Source organism: Acidobacteriota bacterium (assembly GCA_040754075.1).
GTDB lineage: Bacteria > Acidobacteriota > Blastocatellia > UBA7656 > UBA7656 > JBFMDH01.
The window spans coordinates 50471-70521 of the sequence record JBFMDH010000004.1 but is presented as its reverse complement, the minus strand read 5'-3'; the positions used below and the strand labels follow the sequence as shown (position 1 = coordinate 70521).

The following is a 20051-nucleotide window of genomic DNA, read 5'->3' as shown; positions in this document are numbered from 1 at the left end:
AAGCGTAGAGAATGCGCAAGTTGTCTCTTAGGCTATCCTTATTCCCCTTCAGCCACTCAAAAAGCTTTCCTTGACTTTGAGTGAAGGCACAAAATATATTGAAAGTTCCGAGTTACACAACGAAAAAGGATGTATCTCCCAAATAATTTTTGAACCGTGCCCACAACTCTAACTTAGGATAAGCGACTTGAATCTACCGAACGCTTTAACACTGTTGAGAATTTTTCTGGTTCCATTGCTGGTTGTCGTTTTGCTGACCAACATTGCGAGCGATTGGATAGGTATCTCACAGGTCGCTTTGGGTCTGACCTTATTTATCGGCGCATCGATAACCGACTGGCTTGACGGTTATCTCGCCAGAAAAAACGCGCAAATTACCACGCTTGGCACCCTGCTTGACCCGATTGCCGATAAATTATTAATTTCAGCGGCGCTCGTCTCCCTGGTCGAAAACCATCTCGCGCCCGCCTGGGCAATCGTAATTATCATCGGTCGCGAATTCGCGGTGTCGGGACTGCGTTCGATTGCGGCTTCCGAAGGCTTGGCAATAGCTGCCTCGAAAAAAGGCAAATTCAAAATGCTGTCGCAGGTTGTCGCCATCACCTTACTCATTCTCGGCAGCCGACCCGGTGGCGCTTATGGTTTGCAACCGCCGCCCAATGTTCATCCCGAAATCGCTTTTTCCTCATTCGTTGAAATGGGTAATACGCTGGTGACGATGGTGCGCGCCAGAGCGATTACCTTCGATGATTTGCGGGTGCTCAGTTTCGGCGCGGGTCGCGCAATGTTGTGGATTGTCGTGGTCTTCGCTTTGTGGTCAATGTATGACTACTTTGTGAAGTTTTACGGCAAGATTCGTGACCGCATACAGGTGCGCGAACGTCGCAAGCTTCGCCTTCTGCGTCGTCGTCAACGTCGGTTGAATGCCGCGACCTGGCGTTTGCGCCTGAGAAACCGCATTCAAACCCGTTTAAAAGTGAAAGACGAAAACGGAAGTATGAAGGCAGAAAGCTAATTTCGAGTACAGGCTTTATCCCCTATTTCAAAAGCATCCATAAAGCTAAAGCTGCTTTCTGCCTTTCGCGACTATCTTCTTCATGTTTACTTAAACTGACAATGTGGCTACTACGGTTAGTCTCGACGGATGCTACTGAATCAGGATTCAGGATTCAGGATTCAGGTTGACGCAAAAGATGAGCAACGAAGTAAATGCCCAGTCAAATAGTTGATTATGGAAAGTTCGAGTTTCCTATTCAGCTTAAACCCTGACTCCTATATCCTGAATCCTGAATCCTGTATCCTACTCCAGCCACTCGCCCAAACGTTTAAACACCCCGATTGCCGAACGGGTTTCAGCATAAACGCCCGCATCGCGAAAGACCGTGTAACTTTGCAATTTCGGTAAACGTTCCAGGGATGCTCGCACCTCGCCGCGTTCGAGTATTTCAGGCGCACCATCGGTAACCCGCGTGAGTTTGGAAATTGCCAGCAACATTTTTGCGGTCTTCAGCGAATCATCCTCAAAAGATAAAACCGAAGCAAAGCGCGGCGCATTCGCAAACGCCGATTTCACCTGCTCATCTTTTTCAATTGAACGCCCGTTTGCTTGCGCGTCAATCATTCCGGCAATCTGATTTCTCGTGGCTAAAATCAGATACTCACCGACGAATGCTGCGCTGCTGCCGTCGGCTTTGGAAGAAATTTGAATCTCTACACCGTTGTAGTTCTCTTTTGTAATCGTTGCCTTGTCCTGAGTGAGATATTTATTGACTGCCGCAGAGAGCGCGTTGCGGTCTTTCACGCGAAACACCAATGCCACCGGTTCATCTTCCTGGGTTTTGACAATGGCGACTTCGCTGCCAATCGAGTTATTGAGGGTTTCACCCGGCTCTAAACCGAGTTCTTTACGAAAGCCAATGACAAATTCTCTGAGCGCAAGCCCCGCGACAATATCGAGTCCCGGCGATAATCCTTTAAGTAAATTTTCAGGCAGCGCCCCGGCGGACTCGACTTTCAAAACCGTGCATTCCTGAGCATTTTGCGGAATCAGCGCGAGAACCGCGAAATCATTACCGTTGTTTGCAGGGCGCATGGTTTCCGCAAGCCCCCTGGCAAGTTGCGGGCGCAACAGAGTGAAATATTTTTCCGTCACGCCTTCTTTATCATTAAAGGTTAAGCTATAAAAAAACGCTTCGGCAGTCTGTTTCGACATATTTCCGAAAAGGTTTGCCACCATGCTCAATTTATCCGGGTCATTGGTGAATCGCGTAGCAAACAATGCCGGACCGACTTGGGTCAATTTCTCGATTCCGGCATTGGTCACGTAAGCGAAAATTCCGGCATCGGCGTCGACTTCGCTTCTACGTTGTTTCAACAATTCATCTTCGGCAAGCGTAGCTGTGCGACGGGCTATCGCATCGAGACAAACTTTTGCAGCCGCTTCGTGATTGGCAAGGATAACGACGCTTCCCGATGAAGTAGCGACCAGTTGGCGGCCTTCCGGTTCGCCGCGAAAAATTAAAACACTGGTGCCCTGGTAATCTGCGGTTTCTTCTCTGGTGGCTTCGCCGAAAATTCTTTTCGCCAGTATTGCGGCGCGGTCACTGACCAGTTTTGCGGCGGTTTCGGGGCTGGCGTGGGTTTCAGCAATCAGCGCGAACTGCGGTTTGATATTGAGCGCCGCCCCTTCTTCCGTCGATGTCGCTTTAGCTTCGATGCCGGTCACCACGATGGCATATTGCGCGCGTCCAAGGGTGACGATTTCATCGGGACCAATTCCCGTGCGGCTCATCAAATCGATACCCGAACCCAGTTGTTTGAGTTGACTTGACAGACCAAGCACAGGGGCGATCTCCTGCCAGGCTTTGGTGTCTGTGAGTCCGTCCATTAAATCCGTAAGACTGTTGATTTCAAGGTAGGCAAGCGCCGAAGCAGGAACATAGGGTTCCATTGGCACACGCGGCGGTTTGCGAAACAGAAAATACCCGGCGGTTGAAAAAACCAAGGCGACTAAGACAATCGAGATTAATAGATTTTTCCCAGTTAAAAATTTGCGAAAGTCCATGCAATGAAATCCTAACATAGAGAGCAGGCAGTAAGCAGTAGGCGGCAGGCAGTCTTTTTGCTGCCTGAGAATCTAAGGATAATCGTTTACACTTTCCAAGTTTAAATTCATGATGTCCAATTCGTTGTAAACGAATTTTTACTGCCGACTGCCGACTGCCGACTGCCTACTTTTTTTTACCGCTTACTATCGACTGCTGTTATAATGCCCGCAAGCCCTCCAAGATTTCTCATTGGGAAAGCGAGAATCCTTTGAGCCAAGATGTGATCAATTGTTCTGTTTGCGATAGGCGCACACCGGCAGCCCGCGCCGTTTGCCTGTATTGTGGCGCAGCGTTGCCAGTCACCAAAATTGCCGCGATTCCCACACAACGCATTCTCGAAAGTTTCGAGCACGCCTTTAACACCATCATTGAGCCTTATAAATCGCGACTGACCAGCGATACCGCTTTGCAACTTGCCGAAGCCATGCAGGTCGAACTTGCCGAAGCGCAACCTTTCCTGGCGGCAACTCGCCCGGTGCCGATTTCACGATGCCAGACCAGGCAGGAAGCCGAATTAATTGCCGAACTGGTGCGCTCATTTGGCCTCACAGCCTATGTGGTTGCTGATGATGAACTGCAAATCGAACGGGAACTCACGCGCGCGCGCAGGGTTTCGATTATGGGCGAGGCTTTACAGGTTCAACATTTCAACGGCGAATTCGAGGTTCCGATTGCCGGGATTCGTTTAATGGTGGTGGGCGGCATCAGAAATATCAAAACCGATTTCGCGGAAAATCCCAAAGGGCTTGGCAAAAAATCCGGCGGGGTGGTCGATACCGCAGAGTTTCGTTCGGATGAATTATTGCTGGATGTTTACGCGGCGAGTCTCGATGACAGTTTTCGCATACGCGCCGAGGCGTTCGATTATTCGGCGCTGGTGATGCCGCTCTATTTCAGAACCGAGTTGAATTTCAAAGAGGTCATCAACAGATTAAAAGCGCTAGTTCCACATGCCATCATTGATTCGGAGTTTGGTGAAATCCAATCCCTGCTTGCAAGAGCCTGGCCGCCACGTTCACATACTCAGGCGCGCGGCGTGAAACGCAGTTCGATGTTTAAGCGGGTTTCGCTTTCGACCATTTCAAGCGACAACCGCGATCAATTCGAGCGTTATTCGCGCCTGCTTTTTTTACAGGCTAAAAAATAAGGGCGGACTTTCATCCGCCCTTTTCCAGCTCAGAGTAAAAAAAATTTAAAATCCGCAATAAATCGCGCTTTCGACAAACGGCATCAATTTCTTCGAGCGCGCTGCCTGCCGCAATTTGTTCAAGGCTTTGGCTTCGATTTGACGAACCCGCTCGCGGGTCACATCAAAGTAATGACCGACCTCTTCGAGTGTGTGTTCATTGCCGTTGGCGCAAAGTCCGAAACGCATCTTCAAAACTTTTTCTTCGCGCGGTGTGAGTGTGCGTAAAACATCGTTGGTGACCTCTTTCAAACTTTCGCCGATGAGTGAATCCGCCGGGTGAATGGTGGATTTGTCCTGAATGAAATCGGCAAGGTGTGAACCCTCTTCTTCATCAACGGGCGTTTCAAGTGATACGGGTTGTTGGGCGATTTTGAGAATCTGACGAACTTTCGCAATCGGCATTTCCATGCGGTCAGCGAGTTCTTCGTGGCTTGGTTCGCGTCCGAGTTCCTGAGTCATTTCGCGTGTAAGGCGCGTCAGTCGGCTGATGGTATCGAACATATGAACCGGGATGCGAATGGTGCGCGCCTGATCGGCAATCGCGCGGGTGATGGCTTGACGAATCCACCACGTCGCATAGGTTGAAAATTTGAAGCCCTGTCGCCATTCAAATTTATCGACCGCTTTAATCAATCCGATGTTGCCTTCCTGAATCAAATCGAGAAGTTGCAATCCGCGATTCACATATTTTTTGGCAATCGAAACCACCAGTCGCAGGTTGGCTTCAATCATTTCGCGTTTGGCTTGATTGGCTTCGTCTTCGCCGCGAACCAGTGACAGGTAGAGGTGTTGCAATTCGGCGACATCGATATGCCAGTTCTCTTCGAGTTCGAGCAAACGGTTTTTGGCTTCGCGCAAATTACGTTTGAGTTGGCGTTCATCGCTATTTTTATATTTGCGTTCGATGGCGCGTTCGGCTTTGGCGATGGCGGATTTCGCGAGCCTCGCCTGTTCGATAGCCTGACGCATCACTTCGACGAGACGGTTACGATGTTCATTGGTGAAATCAATGGCTCTCAGTTGCCAACTCACATCTACGCGAGCACGGGCGAGTTTAAGGCGCAACCTGGCGGCTTTCGGTGAGCGTTTGGGTTGCTCTAGAAGCGTCCTGCGGAGTTTCAGGGTTTTCGTATAGGCTTTTTTGATCTCGGCAATCTGTTCGACGGTGGTGTTGAGAAACTCTGCATAAATCTCTTCGGTGAGACCTTCCTGTTCATTAATGTTGATGACTTCACGAATATGCACTTCATAGTTGCGCAGCCGGTCGCCGAGCGCAATCACTTCTTCGATACAAATCGGCGAACGAAAAACCGCTTTGATGGCGCGGATTTTTCCGCGTTCGATGCGACGGGCGACGGATATTTCTTCTTCGCGGGAAAACAAGGCGACGGTCGCCATTTCGCAAAGGTAGATGCGCACAGGGTCATCTGTGCGGTCTTTTTCTTCGGCAACGATTTCGGCATCAACCTCGTTTTCAAAAGTGTCTTCAATGCCGCCGGCGACGGCTAACAATTCTTCGCTTTCATCAAGGGATAAGCTTTCCAATTCGCTGGCGGTAGTAGTGGACCCGAAAGGGGTTTCAAAGTTTTCGATAATCTTTTTGTCTGTGGGGATAAAAGATTCAAGTTCAACTGCATAATTTTCACTCAAGCTGGTCATTTCCTGTTCTCCTATTTTTGTATGAGGTGGTGAATCAAACGCAGCTTTTTTATTTTATGATTGGGGTGAGATACTGCGTTTCATTCAAAACAGTTCTCCGGGATGAGGAGACTGTTGGTTCTTTCTAGTGACTGGTACGTTTGTTTATTCTTCTGCTCAGACGATGATGTTCCAGGGTATACAACAAAAATTTGGTCATGCCGCGTGCTTGACGCAATTCACACAAAGCTTCTTCCATTTCTCTCACAACCTTTTCGCGGCTTGTGCCTTGTGCGGTAACATTTTTTTCTTTGACGAGGTCGGTTGATATAGCGGTGATTAACATCTCCAACGAACCGGCTTCTTTGTTCAAATCCCACTTTTTAAGCATAGTTATCCCCCATTAAAGAGTTTTCTTTCTAAAATAATTGCTAAATTTTCGGGGAAGGAAGAGCCTGTTTTATGAAAAGGCTGTGAAAGCTGACATAGCCCCCGTTATCTCCGCTGACACAGCCTTGATGCTTGAGCTTCCTTACTGCTTAACTGCCAACAACGTTGCCCCCGTAACCTCATTGGCTTTTACTGCTCTCGAAGCTCAGCCTTCCGTTTTGCAACACCCGTGCCAGCCGCTTTGCCTACTTCGGGGAACCCTAAACCGTTAAAATGCAACGAAATCAATCGACACTACCTGTGCGGGTAACAGATTATGGAATCACACGGATAACAATTCTCGTCACTTACCTGTTTCAGGAAGGTTAAGGAGACAAATTAATCGAAAGAAAAATGATTAAGCGTTTGCCCAGTCAGTTTTAGCTGACATAAATACCACAAATTACCTGCCAAACTGACACAATGGCTCAGGAAATACGCACCACAATGACCGAAGTATTGTCTTCGCCGCCCCCGGCATTTGCCGCAACCACCAGTTCTTTAGCCGCAATGTTCGGGTCAGGGTTAATCATTAACACATCGCGAATCTGGTCGTCACTGAGCATGCCATTCAAACCGTCGCTGCACAGCAACAAGGTATCGCCGATTTTCAGTTTGCGACGAATGATGTCCACTTCGACCATTTCATCCGCGCCGATTGACCTATAAATCACATTGCGATAAGGATGCACGCGCGCCTCTATGCGCGTCAGATTGCCGGTGTTAATCATTTTCTGAACCACCGAATGGTCTTCGGTAATCTGTTCGAGATTATCACCCGATAATAGATAACAACGACTGTCGCCGACATGCGCAATGGTCAATACATCGCCAACCAGCATCGCCACCGTGCAGGTCGCGCCCAATCCGCTTTCATCCGGGTGACGCTTGGCATAATTCATCACTTCCTGATTGGCATAGGCAACGGCTTTTCTGAGCATTTCCGTAGTCGCCATTTCATTGCCTTCGACCACCGATAATCGCAACCCGCCGGTCATGGTTGGCGCAGCGATGCGTTCTTCTTTGGTGGATTTCAAGGATGCGGAAATCAATTTCTCAGTAACCCATTCGGCAACCGCGCGCACCGTCACACGCGAAGCGACTTCGCCTGCGGCTTCTCCGCCCATGCCATCCGATACGATGTACAGACCGATTTGCGTTTGCACCGATTCGTAATATTGCGTCAAGGTGAGCGCCAGAATCGAATCTTCGTTGAGTTCACGAAGCAAGCCAACGTCCGTAAACTGCCCTGCCTGTAAAACCACCGGCAGATTCAAATCCGCCAGCGCATCGCTCAATTCCCTGACCGTTTGAAAGCGTTCTTTGGGGTCTTCGGCAAGCGCCTGCGCCAAGAGCCTTTCAAAATTCGGAAAGACCGTGGCGACCGGATAGATGCTGGCGCTTTCACCCAAAGATTCACCTGCAAGTAAGGATTGCAACAAAGCGCCTATCGCATAGACATCATTGCGTTCATCGAAACGCGCCTCGGGTTCAAATAATTCCAACGCCGTGTAACCGCGACTCGGATAAATCGGCGCATCGGCAACCGGCAGTCCGATTTGTCTCGCCCTATCGAAACTGAGGAGCCGCACATGTCCGTCGAGGTCAATGACCACGCCGTAGGGTTCAAAGCCGTTATAAGACCAGCCGTGATTGTGAAAGCGTTCCGCCAGCATGCAGAGTTGCAAACCGATGGCGCGCACCTCTTTTTCATCGCGTTGATCGAGGTGCGCGACGATCTGCCCTTCGATCTGTTCAAAGACAGTGAAGATGCTGCTGCCTTCGATGATTTGTTCGACGGGACGAAAGAAGCCGAATTTTTCAAACGCCGGAGCCGCGCCTTCCAGGCTGCCGGAAATTCTGCCGAGCAGTTTATTGGCATTCTGTACGGATGAACTGCTCTCCTGAGATTCTTCCAACTCTTCGACCTGTTCAAAAATGGTGAAGTGTTCATCGGGCGAATCGTTCAAGGTTGCGGCATAGACATTATAAATCGGCGATGTCCACAGCAATGATTCGACGCGGAATTTATCGGCAATCAGCGTTTCATTCGGACGCGGCACAGGCGGCGCGGGATGCAGGATGAGCGCGGAACCCAGTTTGACACCGCAGTTTTCGCAATAGCGAAGGTCGGACTGGTTTTCGTTCGCGCCGCAATTCGGACATAAATTTTTCCCCGTGAGGTTCGTCATAAAGAGAACCTAGAATACCATAAAGCAAATCGGTCTTTGAATACATTATTGCGGATTAGCTTTTGCTCAGGGAAAGTTTTTGCGGTGATAAATGGTTGATTGAAAAATTCCAGCGGGTGTGACGTCACGCAAGGGCAAATTCATTTCCAAATATCATTACTTAATATTCAAAAAGCGCATCGTGAATCAGTATCCCCTTCACAAGGCGCTTGAAAAAGGAAGATTTTCATAAATGCCTACCAAATATTCTACTAAGTTTTTTCCAGTTATTCGGATTTGAATTATTGAGATAGCTTATTGATTAAGCTGATTGATCTTCTCATAACCCAGTGGAGCATGGGGGTTGGGTTTATAGAAGTCGCCTTGTGCCCAGGTTGTTCCATCTTCAAATGCAATAGAGGTTATTCTAATAACCATTTTACTGAGTTCAACGAGTTTAAAATTTCTACGCGCAAGAAAATCTTTCATTGATTTCAACTGTTGGGTTGTCAGCGTCAAGGTAAATTCTTCCTTAGCTTCCAGAATGAATGACACACTATTTTTTAATATCTCACCCGTTGCTTTGGGATGTATACCTCTGCTTATCGTGTATGCCATTTCAGGACCATCAGCCAGCGTTTCAGGAAAATCCAGAGAAAGCGCAAGATAAACAATTCGTTTATCTGATTTATTCGTTATTTTAAATTCCAAGCTTTCCAGCCAATCCTCTATTTGTCCGCCCCCTTTTTCAGTTAGCGCATTAGCACTAAACTTCTGATGTAAAATAAGCTCAGTGTTTTTAACACGGAGATTACTTACTTCAAACGGTTCCTTTGAATATTTATATTTTTCAATCACCTTCTCATCAGATTGTTGCAAGGATAGAGACGGGGAGGCTTGCGTAACCGTTTTATAGCTCCCTAAAAAAAATCCGAGTAAAGACGCTCCAAGGCAAACTGCTACCAATACAAATTTCTCGCTAACCCGTTTGATTTTGAGATTGCTCATGTTCTCCTCCTGCATTTTAGAAATCGAAAGGTTGTGCGTAAGGATGCGCTCAGCATATGCCTCCGCCTTTCGCACTTCAATACCAAAGGTAACGGCGTCGGAATTTATTCTCGCTTGATACACTTTTTTTTCGCCTACCTGTCGCAAGGCTTGATTAAACAGCCACGACAGACGCGGTAGAGGTTGCCCGGCGTTTTAATGGCGTAAATTTTGCCTTCTTCAATCCACCCATAAATAGTTTTCTTACTGACCCGCAGAAAATCTGCGGCTTCATTGATTTTGAACAGGTTTATTTCTTTTTTGCACAGCGGACACTTTTCTCCTTCACGTTGATTTAGCAGCACGTTTTATCTCCCATTTTCGCTTACACCCCGAAAGCAGTTGTTTATCGTGAATGCAACTTTATTCAACATCTTTCACCGTCTCTTGGCGGAAGAAGCCGTCTCTTGGCGGAAGAAGCCGTCTCTTGGCGGCTTCGCAAACTTTGCGCTCTCCAACAATGTATGGCTTGCCTGATAAAACCATACCGAACGTGAATCTCAGTCTTTCCCCTAAAGCAACTGAGTGGCGTGATGAGAACGCTTTGAAGTTGCAGCAATGATACGGCGATGAGCTATCCATTGACAAGCGCCAGCTACTCAAGGGTGAAAAAGGGTGCAATTAAAAGTGGGGCGGGCTTTGGCGTGCGGTAACTTTACGGTTATCGCTTTGGCGTTAGCAACAAAACCCTAAAGGGGCAATGAAGTTAAGCGGCGCGGATATAGCGCCGGTTGTCTAAGGCAGTCTTGGTCGAAGACCCTTTGAAATTTCGAGGACGGATTTTTCTAAATCGGCGCAGACTCGACAGTCTGCGCTACAGTTTTTCTTAACTTCATGCCATTGATCTAAAGGGCATCGAATCATTCAATCCGTTTGCAGCAAACTAAAAACCGCGACCAGTCGCCGCACTCCAAATCAGGCGGCTTGCTTCACGGCGCGAACAGGGCGTCAATAACTCGGTCATGGCGAAATCCGAGTCGCGCTTTTAATCGCACTTCCATGAAAACAAAAACCGTTCAGTACGCCTAACTTTTCAGGCGCACCGAACGGTTCCACTTAACCGTCATTTAAGCAGGCTCAGGCTAACGCTTTTGCTCGACTTCGCCCCCGCCGTTACATTGGCAGGTATTGTTAAGCGTGTTGCGGTCGGTGATCGTGCAGGGCGTTGTGGCGTGCGGCAATTGCAAAGAAGCGGTGCCGCGATGCGTCGCCTTATCTACCGTCGCCACTACTTTGCGGTCGCCCGGATTGTGATTCAAAGAGATAAGCTGACCGCGTTTCTTGATGGTTCCGGTTCCCGTAAAGGTCGCGCCGTTGCAGCAGTATTGATACTCGCCGGTGGTCGAGTTGATCAACAGGACATTGCCCGACACCGAATCATCCTGCAAACAGACATCGTAAACGATAGCGCCCGCAGGCCAGTTGACGATAAGCGCGCGTTGAGTTGGCGACAGGTCGGTGAAATCAGGGTTGGCTTGCAAATCTGCCGAAGTCAACAATGCCAGTTGCACTTCGGGAGACGCGCCGCCGCTTACGGCTGCCGGTGTGGGACGGGTTTGACCTTCTTCCGACAGTCCGCGATAAATGAAATACGCCAGGCTCTTGGATTCATCAGGGGCGAGGGTGAATTGAAAAACAAACGCCGGCGAGTCATCCTCATTCCCTCCCCAGCCGTTGGTGAACGGATTATTAAAATAATTGCCCACGCTGATAAATGCTGTATCATCGGCAGCGCGGAAAATATGTCCGACAGGCGGATCGATTGCCAGCCCCAGAGGATCGAGGCTTGGATTTTCAATCGTCACCCCCCAGGTATCGTCGGTCGTGATATTCAAATCACCCGATGAAGAACCGGCTATCGTGGTCTCCTCATCCGAACCCAGGTCGCCTCCCCAAGCCACAGATACTTTCTGCGGTGAGCCGGTGATGTTGGTAAAAGTATCAATATAGCGGATGTAATCGGTTCCCGTCGGCGCGTAAATGGCGCGACTGACCGAAACATAAACCCCGCCCGCCGGCGCAGCTACGGTTGACAAACGAGTATATTGACGCAACGGCTTGCCCTTGGTTAAAGCCCCGCGTTCTTCTGTGACACAATCGCAACCGCCGGTGCCAACCAACGCCGGACTCAAGGTTGACCAGCGGCGTCCCTCATCCCATTGCAGATTAAAATCACAAAGTTCTTCGTCATCAACCAGAATATTATCACTGAGGTCTTGTACGCGAACCCGCAATGAACCATAGCCGTCAAAAGCATCATCGCTGCCGTCTTCAACAGCCCCGTTGTCCGGGCAAGGATCATCCGTGTTATCGTGAACATCCCACACATTGCCATTCGCCGAAAAAATTTCGGTTATTGCCCATGTGCGAGGCGACCAAATTGAAGTTCCTAAAAATAGACTGATTGTCAGTGCAATACAAAGTTTTCGTAACATCTTCGGTTTCATCTTAGTATCTCCTTCATAAATTTATCGGGTAGGTTGGTATCGCAAATCGTTTTGTTGATTTTGCTTTCTCAAAGGTGGATAAAAAGTCTGTGGCGCATGAAGTAAAAAAGGAACGGATTACTTTGGGATAGGACCCTGATCATCAATTCATTTAAATTTTTTCAGGTATTTTGAAAACCCCATAAAGGTCATTTATGCCTGCAACTTTTCCTGGAGAGCTTTGCAAGTTTACGAAGTGAGAGAAAAAGCGTCAAGAACAAACCCACATCAGTCAGATTTTTTCAGATAAAATTAATGAAAAAAAATTTCACGCCATCCAAATGATCAGGCAATTGCTGAATTTAACGCTTTGCGCCTGACAACGATTTCACCATTCAATATAATCAAATCGCCGTTCTAAAACGGCTTCAATAATTTTCGGAGTCTTCAATGAGTCATATTTCAGAGAGCAATGTAAAAAAAATCACCGCGCCGCATATTCGTTCGCGCAAAGGCGGCACGCCGATTGTCGCCATCACCGCTTATGATTACCCGTCGGCGCGACTCGTCGATGAAGCGGGTTGCGATTTTATTCTCGTCGGCGACAGCCTGGCGCAAACCGTACTCGGTTATGATTCGACGTTGCCGGTCACCCTTGATGAAATGATTGCCGCATCACGCGCTGTCAAACGCGGTACGCGCCGCGCTCTCATCGTTGGCGATATGCCTTTCGGTTACTATCAGGACAGTGAAAAACGCGCCGTCGAATCGGCGATTCGCTTTGTCAAAGAAGGCGGCGCAGAAGCGGTTAAAATCGAAGGCGGCACCCGTCGCGCCCACCTCGTCAAAGCCATCGTCGATGCCGAAATTCCGGTGATGGGTCACATCGGGCTGACGCCGCAATCTTTGCTTAGAATGGGCGGGTATAAAGTGCAGGGCAAAACTCTGGATGCCGCCCGCGAATTGATTGAAGATGCCCTCGCGCTGGAACGCGCGGGCGCATTCGCCATTGTCCTTGAAGGCATTCCCAAAGAGATTTCCCGCATCATCACAGACCGCCTGCACATCCCCACCATCGGCATCGGCGCGGGCGTCGATTGCGATGGACAGATTCTGGTCTTTACGGATGTCATCGGATTGACTTTCGGGCACACGGCAAAATTCGTGCGGCAGTACGCCGATGTCAAAAGCGTCATTGGCGAGGCATTGAAACAATACGCCGACGATGTGACCGCCAGACGTTTCCCTGCCGACGCCGAAAGCTATCACCTTCCCGAAGGCGCGCAGGTCAATGTCATCGAAGAAGAACACACGGAATCCATGCCACCGCTTGGACCCATTAATTGATTTTGTCGGTAGTCTGTATTCGGTAGCCCGTAGCAATCAAAATATCGTTGCTACGGACTACTGACTACCGACTACCGACTACTAACTTATGGAAATCATCAACCGCGTAAACAGAATGTCATCCGTGGCGCGTGACCTTCGCGCGCAAGGAAAAATTATCGGGCTTGTGCCGACAATGGGCGCACTGCACGAAGGTCATTTGTCACTGATGGCAAAAGCCCGCGAGATGTCGGATGTGTTAATCGCTTCGGTTTTCGTCAATCCCACACAATTCGGACCCAAAGAAGATTTGTCGCGTTACCCGCGTGATCTGGCGCGTGATGCGGAATTGGCTTTTACCAAAGGCGTTGATTTCATCTTTGCGCCAACCCCTGAAGAGATGTACCCGAACGGCTTCGCAACCTATGTGACAGTCGAAAGGTTGAGCGAAAAACTCGAAGGCGCATCGCGTCCCGGTCATTTTCGCGGCGTCGCTACGGTGGTCAATAAACTCTTCAACATCGTGCAACCGCATTTCGCTTTTTTCGGGCGCAAAGACGCGCAACAGGTCATCGTTTTGAAACGCATGGTGAGAGATTTGGCGATGAATGTCGAAATCGTCGTCGGCGTGACGGTACGCGAAGAAGATGGTCTCGCGCTTTCGTCGCGCAATGTCTATCTGTCGAGCGAAGAGCGCAAAGCCGCAACCGTATTGCGTCGCGCGATGGAAAAATGCCGACAGATGTACAATAGCGGCGAAAGAGATTGCGGACGGCTGGCGTCGGCAATGAAAGCCATCATCGAAGCGGAACCGTTGGCGCGTCTCGATTACGTCGCCATTACCGACATCAATCATCTGGAACCGCTGGCAACCATTCCCCACATCAGCCCGACACTGGTATCGGGGGCAATCTTTATCGGCTCAACCCGCCTGATTGATAACATCGTTTTAAACGGCGAGCTTTAACTGAGCACGAATGCAACTTCCAAATTGATGATGTAATCCACCGGCACACCTTTACTCATTGCCGGTTTGAATTGTAAAACCTTGACGACGTGAATCGCTTCTTCGGTTAAACCATCGGGCAAGGCATTCATTACTTTCACATCCTTTACTGCGCCATCTGCGCCGACCATCACTTGCAAACGAACAACTCCGTTGACGCGATTGCTGCGTGCCAGTTCAGAGTATCGCGGGCGCAGCGAATTTAACGGTCTGGGCTTTGATTCAACCTGTGGATTGGCAATCCCCGTGGGTTTTGGTGAAATGTTTGCCGGTGGCAAAGGATAATTTTTCCAGTTCGTGCCATCGGCGAAGCGAACTCCAACGACCGACACCTTAAAATTCACGGGGCTGCCGCTCGTTGCCATGAACTTGATTTGAAATAGCTGTTCGCTTTTCGCTTCGATTGCCAGCGTATTCGGATAAACGAAAAACACCTGTTGGCTGACGCTGTCCGTAAATTGCAAACCGCAGCCGGTGATTTTCTTATCGCTTTGATTGCGAAGCGATAGCGCAAACTGCATCACGTAATCGGTAGCGAAAACTGCTGCCACATCGCTTGCCATTACCTGTGTGGCATCGCGTGGCGTGGCTTTCACTTTGGCGTCGACGATTACCAATGCCGCGTCATCGCTATTAATAAACCCAAGCGGCATCTCCGCAGCATTTTGCAGTTTCGGATAAATATCAATTTTTTCCTGCACGCTGACAATCGGCGGCGCTGTAGTTTCGAGGGTTTCGACCTTTGATTGACCGGCAGTTTGCGCCAGCGTCAACATTTGAAAAATCTGTAAACCTAAAACGATAAAAATAATCTCTTTCAAATACGACCATCTTCCATCCATAAATCTCTCCATTCCAATTGTATCAATTGTGGTTTATGGATGAACGGTTTCAAGTATTTTTCTTGTTATTGATTATTAAATTGAGGCTATTGATCGGCGGTAAAAAGAATGTATCGTCCTTCACTGGACGCCGTTTCCCAAAAGATTCTCAGATTTTCAAAATAACTCCAGCTATATTCAAAATCTTGTTCATCAACCAACGCACCATATTTTTCAGGGTCAATTTTGAAATACGATTTACGAAATTGCTGTTTGCTGATTTTACTTATTGCCTTCGCCACATCTTGAACTTGAGGTGGCGTTTTCAAAATCATTAAATAGTCAGGCTTCGTGTAAAGCCTTTCTCCGCCAAGTATCAGGTGATTGAACGGATATTGTCCGTTCTCCCAAGTCAGGTCACCATCAGTAAGTGTTCGATGAATTGCATCCCAAGCTTTATCGGTTTCTATTAGCCAATGAGGATATTCATTGAAATACTTTTCTTCTAATACTTCGCGGATAAAGTCCAATCGTGGTGATTCACGTTTAATAGATTTGATCGTTTTGACTGTTGGTTCATCGATGGAAAAATGAACACCTAAGCAACTCACTTTGTCCTCCAACGCTTGACTTACAGTTCAATCGTCATAGATTAGCCGAGAGATAATAATTATCGCTTGGCGTTTACAAATTCCCTTTGCGAAATTCATCCGCGAGATAATCACAAGCGCGCCAGGCGAGCGCGATAATCGTCAGCGTCACATTTTTTTCCGGCAATGAAACGAATGAACTGCCATCAACGACGAAAAGATTTTTTACATCGTGCGTCTGACAAAAGCGATTCAACACCGAATCGCCTTTATCATCGCCCATCCGCGCAGTGCCGACCTCGTGCGTCGCATCGCCGGGCGGCGGGGGCGGGTTTTTTCTGTACGGAAAAACTTCGGCTCCGGCGGCGCGTAAAATTTCTTCGGCGGCATCGTACATCAAATCTGCCATCTTCAAATCATTGTCGCCCCACCTGGCGTGAAACCGGAGTTGCGGAATCCCATAACGGTCTTGCAAACCATTCGAGTCAATCTCGCAATAATTATTGAAATCCGCCAGACATTCGCCAAATCCGGCGACGCCGACAATCGCAGGATAAATATCGCGCACCTGCTCTTTTAACCCCGCGCCAAACCCTGCAAAACGACGCGCATATCCGGGAAACATCGACGACCCGCTCGACGGTTGATAATGCCAGCCGCGCAGCACAGGCATTTTCCTGCCGCCTTTGATATTGGCAAAACGCGGAATATAACAATGCCCGCCGCCCGCGCCATCATCATTGGTCACCGCTTTACGTTTGAGTTGCGGCAACCATCCGCTGACAAAACCTGATTTGATGTTGTCCATCAAATAATGACCAAGCGCGCCTGAACTGTTCGCCAGTCCCTGTGGCTGTTCAGCAGTTTTTGAGTTCAACAGGATGCGCGTCGATTCCATCGCCCCTGCGCCAAGCACAACGGTTTTGGCATAGACTTCGTACTCCTGTTTATTTTTGGTGTTGATGTAAGCGACGCCTCTTGCTTTGTTGGTTTTCGGGTCAACGAGCACACGGAAGGCGGCGGCGTGAGTCTGCAATTTGAAATTCTTTTTGCCGAGAAGCCTGGGAATAATCGCATCGAGCGTGCAGAACCTTGATGAAGTTTCGCACCCTCTGTCACACCCCGCGCAGTAATGACAAGCTGCCCGACCCTCGTAATTTTTCGTGAGCACCGCCGCGCGCATCCCAATAACCGGAATGCCGATTTTCTCGCCGCCTTTTTTGAGTAACACTTCACCGCAACGCATTGGTGGTGGCGTCATATATTCGCCATCGGGAAGCACCGCCAGATTTTCGCGTGACCCATAAACGCCCATCAACTTTTCGGCGCGTGTGTAGTAAGGCGCAAGGTCGCTGTATGAAATAGGCCAGTCTTTGCCGTAACCGTCCTGCTGTGATTGCGGTTTGAAATCGGCTTCGCTAAGTCGCAGGCTCACGCGCCCCCAGGTATTGGTGCGCCCGCCGACCGCGTGTATGCGCGTCCAGTGAAAGTCCGTGCCCTCGGCTGTGGCATAGCGGTCAATGCGCGGATTGACGTAAAGATGTTCGGTGTAGGCATTGATTTTCCAAAGCCCCGCATACTGTCCGGGTTTTCCCATGCCGCGATAGGGCATCTCGTAAGGGAATTTGTGCGATGTGGAATAAATTTTTGTGACATCCCATTTGTCGCCGATTTCCAGCAATAAGACATTGAGTCCCCGGTTGACTAAAACATAGGCAGCGATGCCGCCGGCTGCGCCGCTGCCAACAACGATTGCATCATAGATTGGTTGTTTGCTCATCAATGGCTCTTTGATAAAAGCTGAGTAAACCTGATTAACGATTAATCGAACAGATTTTACATTCCACTGGATTTTTTGTTGTAGATAAAATGCCGCGCGTGCAAAGGTCGGACAAATCACTTAACTGACCGGCAATTCAATCACGAACCGCGCGCCACGCGGCTCGTTGTCTTCGGCGCGAATGCGACCTTTATGGTCGGTGATGATATGACTGACGATTGCCAAGCCCAATCCCGTGCCGCGTGTGCGCGTCGAAAATTTCGGCAGAAACAATTTATCTCTATCTGTTGAACGAATGCCATGCCCGGTGTCGGAAACCACCAGTTGGGCGATTTCTCTTTCTTTGTCCAGGCGCGTTTCAATCTTGATGAGTTTTTCAAAATGCCCGTTTCGTTTTGCGCCGTTGGTTTTCTCATCACCTGAATCAATCGCCTCGATGGCATTATCAATCAAATTCACCATCACCCGTTTGATTTGTTCGGGGTCAATTCTGAGCGTCGGCAAATCCTGAGCCAGGTCGCATTCAATACGAATATCCTGCAAGCGTTCGGCGTACAAACTCACCGCATCGTTAATCACCGCATTCAACGACGCCTCGACGGGCTTGGCTTCCGGTAAGCGCGCAAAGCGCGAGAATTCATCAACCATGCGCTGCAAGGCTTCGACTTCACGCACAATCGTCGAAGTGCCTTCGCGCACCACTTCATCAAATCGCGGTTCGCTCACTGTGCCAATGTGGCGTTGATAATTTCGCATGATGCGTTCGGCGGAAAGCTGAATCGGAGTGAGCGGATTTTTAATTTCGTGAGCCATACGCCGGGCAACTTCGCTCCAGGCGGCGGCGCGTTCGGCTTGAATCAGATTCGTCAGGTCTTCGATGACGATGACCCAGCCTTCGATTGCGCCTTTGGTTTGCCTAAGCGCGATGGCAGTGGTTGCCGTGTAAAGCGCGCTGCCATCACGGCGTTTAAATTCAATTTCGGTTTGGGCGATTTCACTGCGCCAGGCGCGGCGACAGAGTTTTGCGAGTTCTTCGCCCTGTTCGCTAATTTGCGAAATCGGGATGCCGATTTCCGGTTTTTTATCGAGCGCCAACATCCGCATCGCCGTTTCATTAACCGTTGCAATGCCGGTTTTGGCGTCGGTTGAAATGACGCCGGTTGATAAAGATTCGAGCACGGTTTCAATGTAACGGCGGCGGTCTTCGAGCGTCTGATTGGTGCGTTGCAACTCCTGGGCAGCGCATTCGAGTTGCTGGCGATTTTCGGCAAGCATGCGCGACATCTGATTGAATGAACTGACGAGCGCCGCGAGTTCATCTTCGGCAACGGTTTCCACAGGACGGGCAAAATCGCCGTGCGCCACGCGCTCTGTCGCTTCCGCGAGCGCCTGAATCGGCACGGTCAAACTGCGCGCAAAATAGAGCGCCAGCCAACTTGCCGAAAACACCAGAAGCAAGGCAACCGCCGCGAGCAATAGCGTGTAGTTGGCTTTGATGCGCCGGACTTTTTCTTTCAGCGCCGAAAAATCGCGATTATGTTCGGAAATGCTCAGGGTGCGCCGGGCAATCTCCGAAGGAAATTTTCGCGCAACGATTAACATTCGCCGGTTGTCTGTTTCATCGAGGCGCATCCCGGCTACGAAAAACACTTCGCCCGATTCCGAAATCTCTTCGCGGTCGGTCAGGTTATCGGTTTTAGTAACCAGCCGGTGTTCAGCTTTATTGAGGCTGCGCGCAACTTTGATTTGCACTTCGCTGTCATCACCGAAAACGGTGATTTTCTGTTCAGGAGTAATCAGTCGGATTAACGCGACATTATAAATCAGCAACTCCTGTTTGAGCTGATTTTCAAACTCGGCATCGGAAAAGTCATTGCGCGCGGCAAGCGACAGCGAACGAATCATCATTCGCAAATCGTTGGTTAAATCCAGTTCTTCTTTCTGGTAATAGGCTTCCTGAAGAAATTTCGCATCATCAACCATCTGTCGCGCCGGGTCGCCAAACCAGCGGTCAACGCTGCGATTCAAAAGTCCATAAGCAAAGAAAAACATCAACACCACGGGCAACAATGAAAGCGCAATGGAATAGAAGACCAACCGAGCTTTGAATCGCGAACCAACAACTCCGGCGCGACGTTCGCGTTCGAGTTTGATGATGTTTCTCAGCAGGATAAAGAGCAGCGTGATGAAAGCAATGAAATTGAGCGTTGAAAGCGCGTAAAGCAGAAGCGTTTCGCCAGCGGTTTCCGGCGCAAAAAACGGGGAGAGATTAAACCCGCCCTGCGCCACGAGCGACAACATCAACAGCAATAATACACACGCCAACACAATAATTTTATTGGCGCGTTTGCTTCTGCGTCGTCCGACCTCAGTCGGTGTGAGTTGTGTTTCTTGCTGTTCGCTCAATTGAAAAGTGCCCCCGCACTCCGGGTAGTTGACAATTGCCATTTTATCAAAGGCTTTTTATGCGACAAAACTTTTTGCAAGTGTAACAGGAAAACCGAACCATTCTATCTGCTTC

The 20051-nt window shown here is 49.2% G+C and carries 15 protein-coding genes; 4 read left to right on the top strand and 11 right to left on the bottom strand.

The annotated features are described in order from the left end of the window. Window positions 1-187: 187 nt before the first annotated feature. The gene (gene pgsA, locus AB1757_05990; GenBank protein MEW6126572.1) at window positions 188-1015 is read left to right on the top strand and encodes a CDP-diacylglycerol--glycerol-3-phosphate 3-phosphatidyltransferase; all 828 of its coding nucleotides are present in this window, start codon (window positions 188-190) and stop codon (window positions 1013-1015) included. Window positions 1016-1300: 285 nt separating this feature from the next. Here the strand turns inward: pgsA and AB1757_05985 are convergent, their stop codons facing one another. Beyond that, window positions 1301-3064, bottom strand: a complete 1764-nt coding sequence (locus AB1757_05985) for a DUF3352 domain-containing protein (protein MEW6126571.1) — start codon at window positions 3062-3064, stop codon at window positions 1301-1303. A 251-nt stretch (window positions 3065-3315) separates the two neighbouring features. On the opposite strand from AB1757_05985, the gene AB1757_05980 reads away from it, so the two are divergent. Further along, window positions 3316-4254: a hypothetical protein gene (locus AB1757_05980; protein MEW6126570.1), complete on the top strand. Its 939-nt coding sequence runs from the start codon at window positions 3316-3318 to the stop codon at window positions 4252-4254. 45 nt (window positions 4255-4299) lie between these two features. Here AB1757_05980 and rpoD read toward each other — a convergent pair whose 3' ends face one another. The 6 genes from rpoD to AB1757_05950 form a co-directional block, all read right to left on the bottom strand. Then, a complete protein-coding gene (gene rpoD, locus AB1757_05975) occupies window positions 4300-5955 on the bottom strand; it encodes an RNA polymerase sigma factor RpoD (protein ID MEW6126569.1) in 1656 nt (551 codons plus the stop codon). A 124-nt stretch (window positions 5956-6079) separates the two neighbouring features. Continuing rightward, window positions 6080-6325: a hypothetical protein gene (locus tag AB1757_05970; GenBank protein ID MEW6126568.1), complete on the bottom strand. Its 246-nt coding sequence runs from the start codon at window positions 6323-6325 to the stop codon at window positions 6080-6082. Window positions 6326-6791: 466 nt separating this feature from the next. Continuing rightward, window positions 6792-8555, bottom strand: a complete 1764-nt coding sequence (locus AB1757_05965) for a Stp1/IreP family PP2C-type Ser/Thr phosphatase (GenBank protein MEW6126567.1) — start codon at window positions 8553-8555, stop codon at window positions 6792-6794. Between the two features lie 294 nt (window positions 8556-8849). Continuing rightward, window positions 8850-9665 carry a hypothetical protein gene (locus AB1757_05960; GenBank protein ID MEW6126566.1) on the bottom strand — a complete coding sequence of 272 codons (816 nt, stop codon included), beginning with the start codon at window positions 9663-9665 and terminating at the stop codon, window positions 8850-8852. Window positions 9666-9676: 11 nt separating this feature from the next. Beyond that, window positions 9677-9886: a helix-turn-helix domain-containing protein gene (locus AB1757_05955; GenBank protein MEW6126565.1), complete on the bottom strand. Its 210-nt coding sequence runs from the start codon at window positions 9884-9886 to the stop codon at window positions 9677-9679. A 777-nt stretch (window positions 9887-10663) separates the two neighbouring features. Next, window positions 10664-12028 carry a hypothetical protein gene (locus AB1757_05950; protein MEW6126564.1) on the bottom strand — a complete coding sequence of 455 codons (1365 nt, stop codon included), beginning with the start codon at window positions 12026-12028 and terminating at the stop codon, window positions 10664-10666. Window positions 12029-12457: 429 nt separating this feature from the next. Here AB1757_05950 and panB point away from each other — a divergent pair, with 429 nt between their 5' ends. Continuing rightward, window positions 12458-13354, top strand: coding sequence for a 3-methyl-2-oxobutanoate hydroxymethyltransferase (gene panB / locus AB1757_05945; GenBank protein MEW6126563.1), 897 nt, complete (start codon window positions 12458-12460; stop codon window positions 13352-13354). A gap of 88 nt (window positions 13355-13442) precedes the next feature. After that, window positions 13443-14300 (top strand): pantoate--beta-alanine ligase, encoded by an 858-nt coding sequence (gene panC / locus AB1757_05940; GenBank protein MEW6126562.1) that lies wholly within the window; start codon window positions 13443-13445, stop codon window positions 14298-14300. On the opposite strand, the gene AB1757_05935 is transcribed toward panC, so the two are convergent. The 4 genes from AB1757_05935 to AB1757_05920 form a co-directional block, all read right to left on the bottom strand. Further along, window positions 14297-15181 (bottom strand): energy transducer TonB, encoded by an 885-nt coding sequence (locus AB1757_05935; protein MEW6126561.1) that lies wholly within the window; start codon window positions 15179-15181, stop codon window positions 14297-14299. The two genes, panC and AB1757_05935, sit on opposite strands and share 4 nt — an antisense overlap. An 86-nt stretch (window positions 15182-15267) precedes the next feature. Then, window positions 15268-15771 carry a YfbM family protein gene (locus tag AB1757_05930; protein MEW6126560.1) on the bottom strand — a complete coding sequence of 168 codons (504 nt, stop codon included), beginning with the start codon at window positions 15769-15771 and terminating at the stop codon, window positions 15268-15270. Between the two features lie 73 nt (window positions 15772-15844). Beyond that, window positions 15845-17530 carry a GMC family oxidoreductase gene (locus tag AB1757_05925; protein MEW6126559.1) on the bottom strand — a complete coding sequence of 562 codons (1686 nt, stop codon included), beginning with the start codon at window positions 17528-17530 and terminating at the stop codon, window positions 15845-15847. Between the two features lie 120 nt (window positions 17531-17650). Further along, on the bottom strand, window positions 17651-19978 hold the full coding sequence (locus AB1757_05920; GenBank protein ID MEW6126558.1) for an ATP-binding protein: 2328 nt from the start codon (window positions 19976-19978) through the stop codon (window positions 17651-17653). Window positions 19979-20051: the final 73 nt, after the last annotated feature.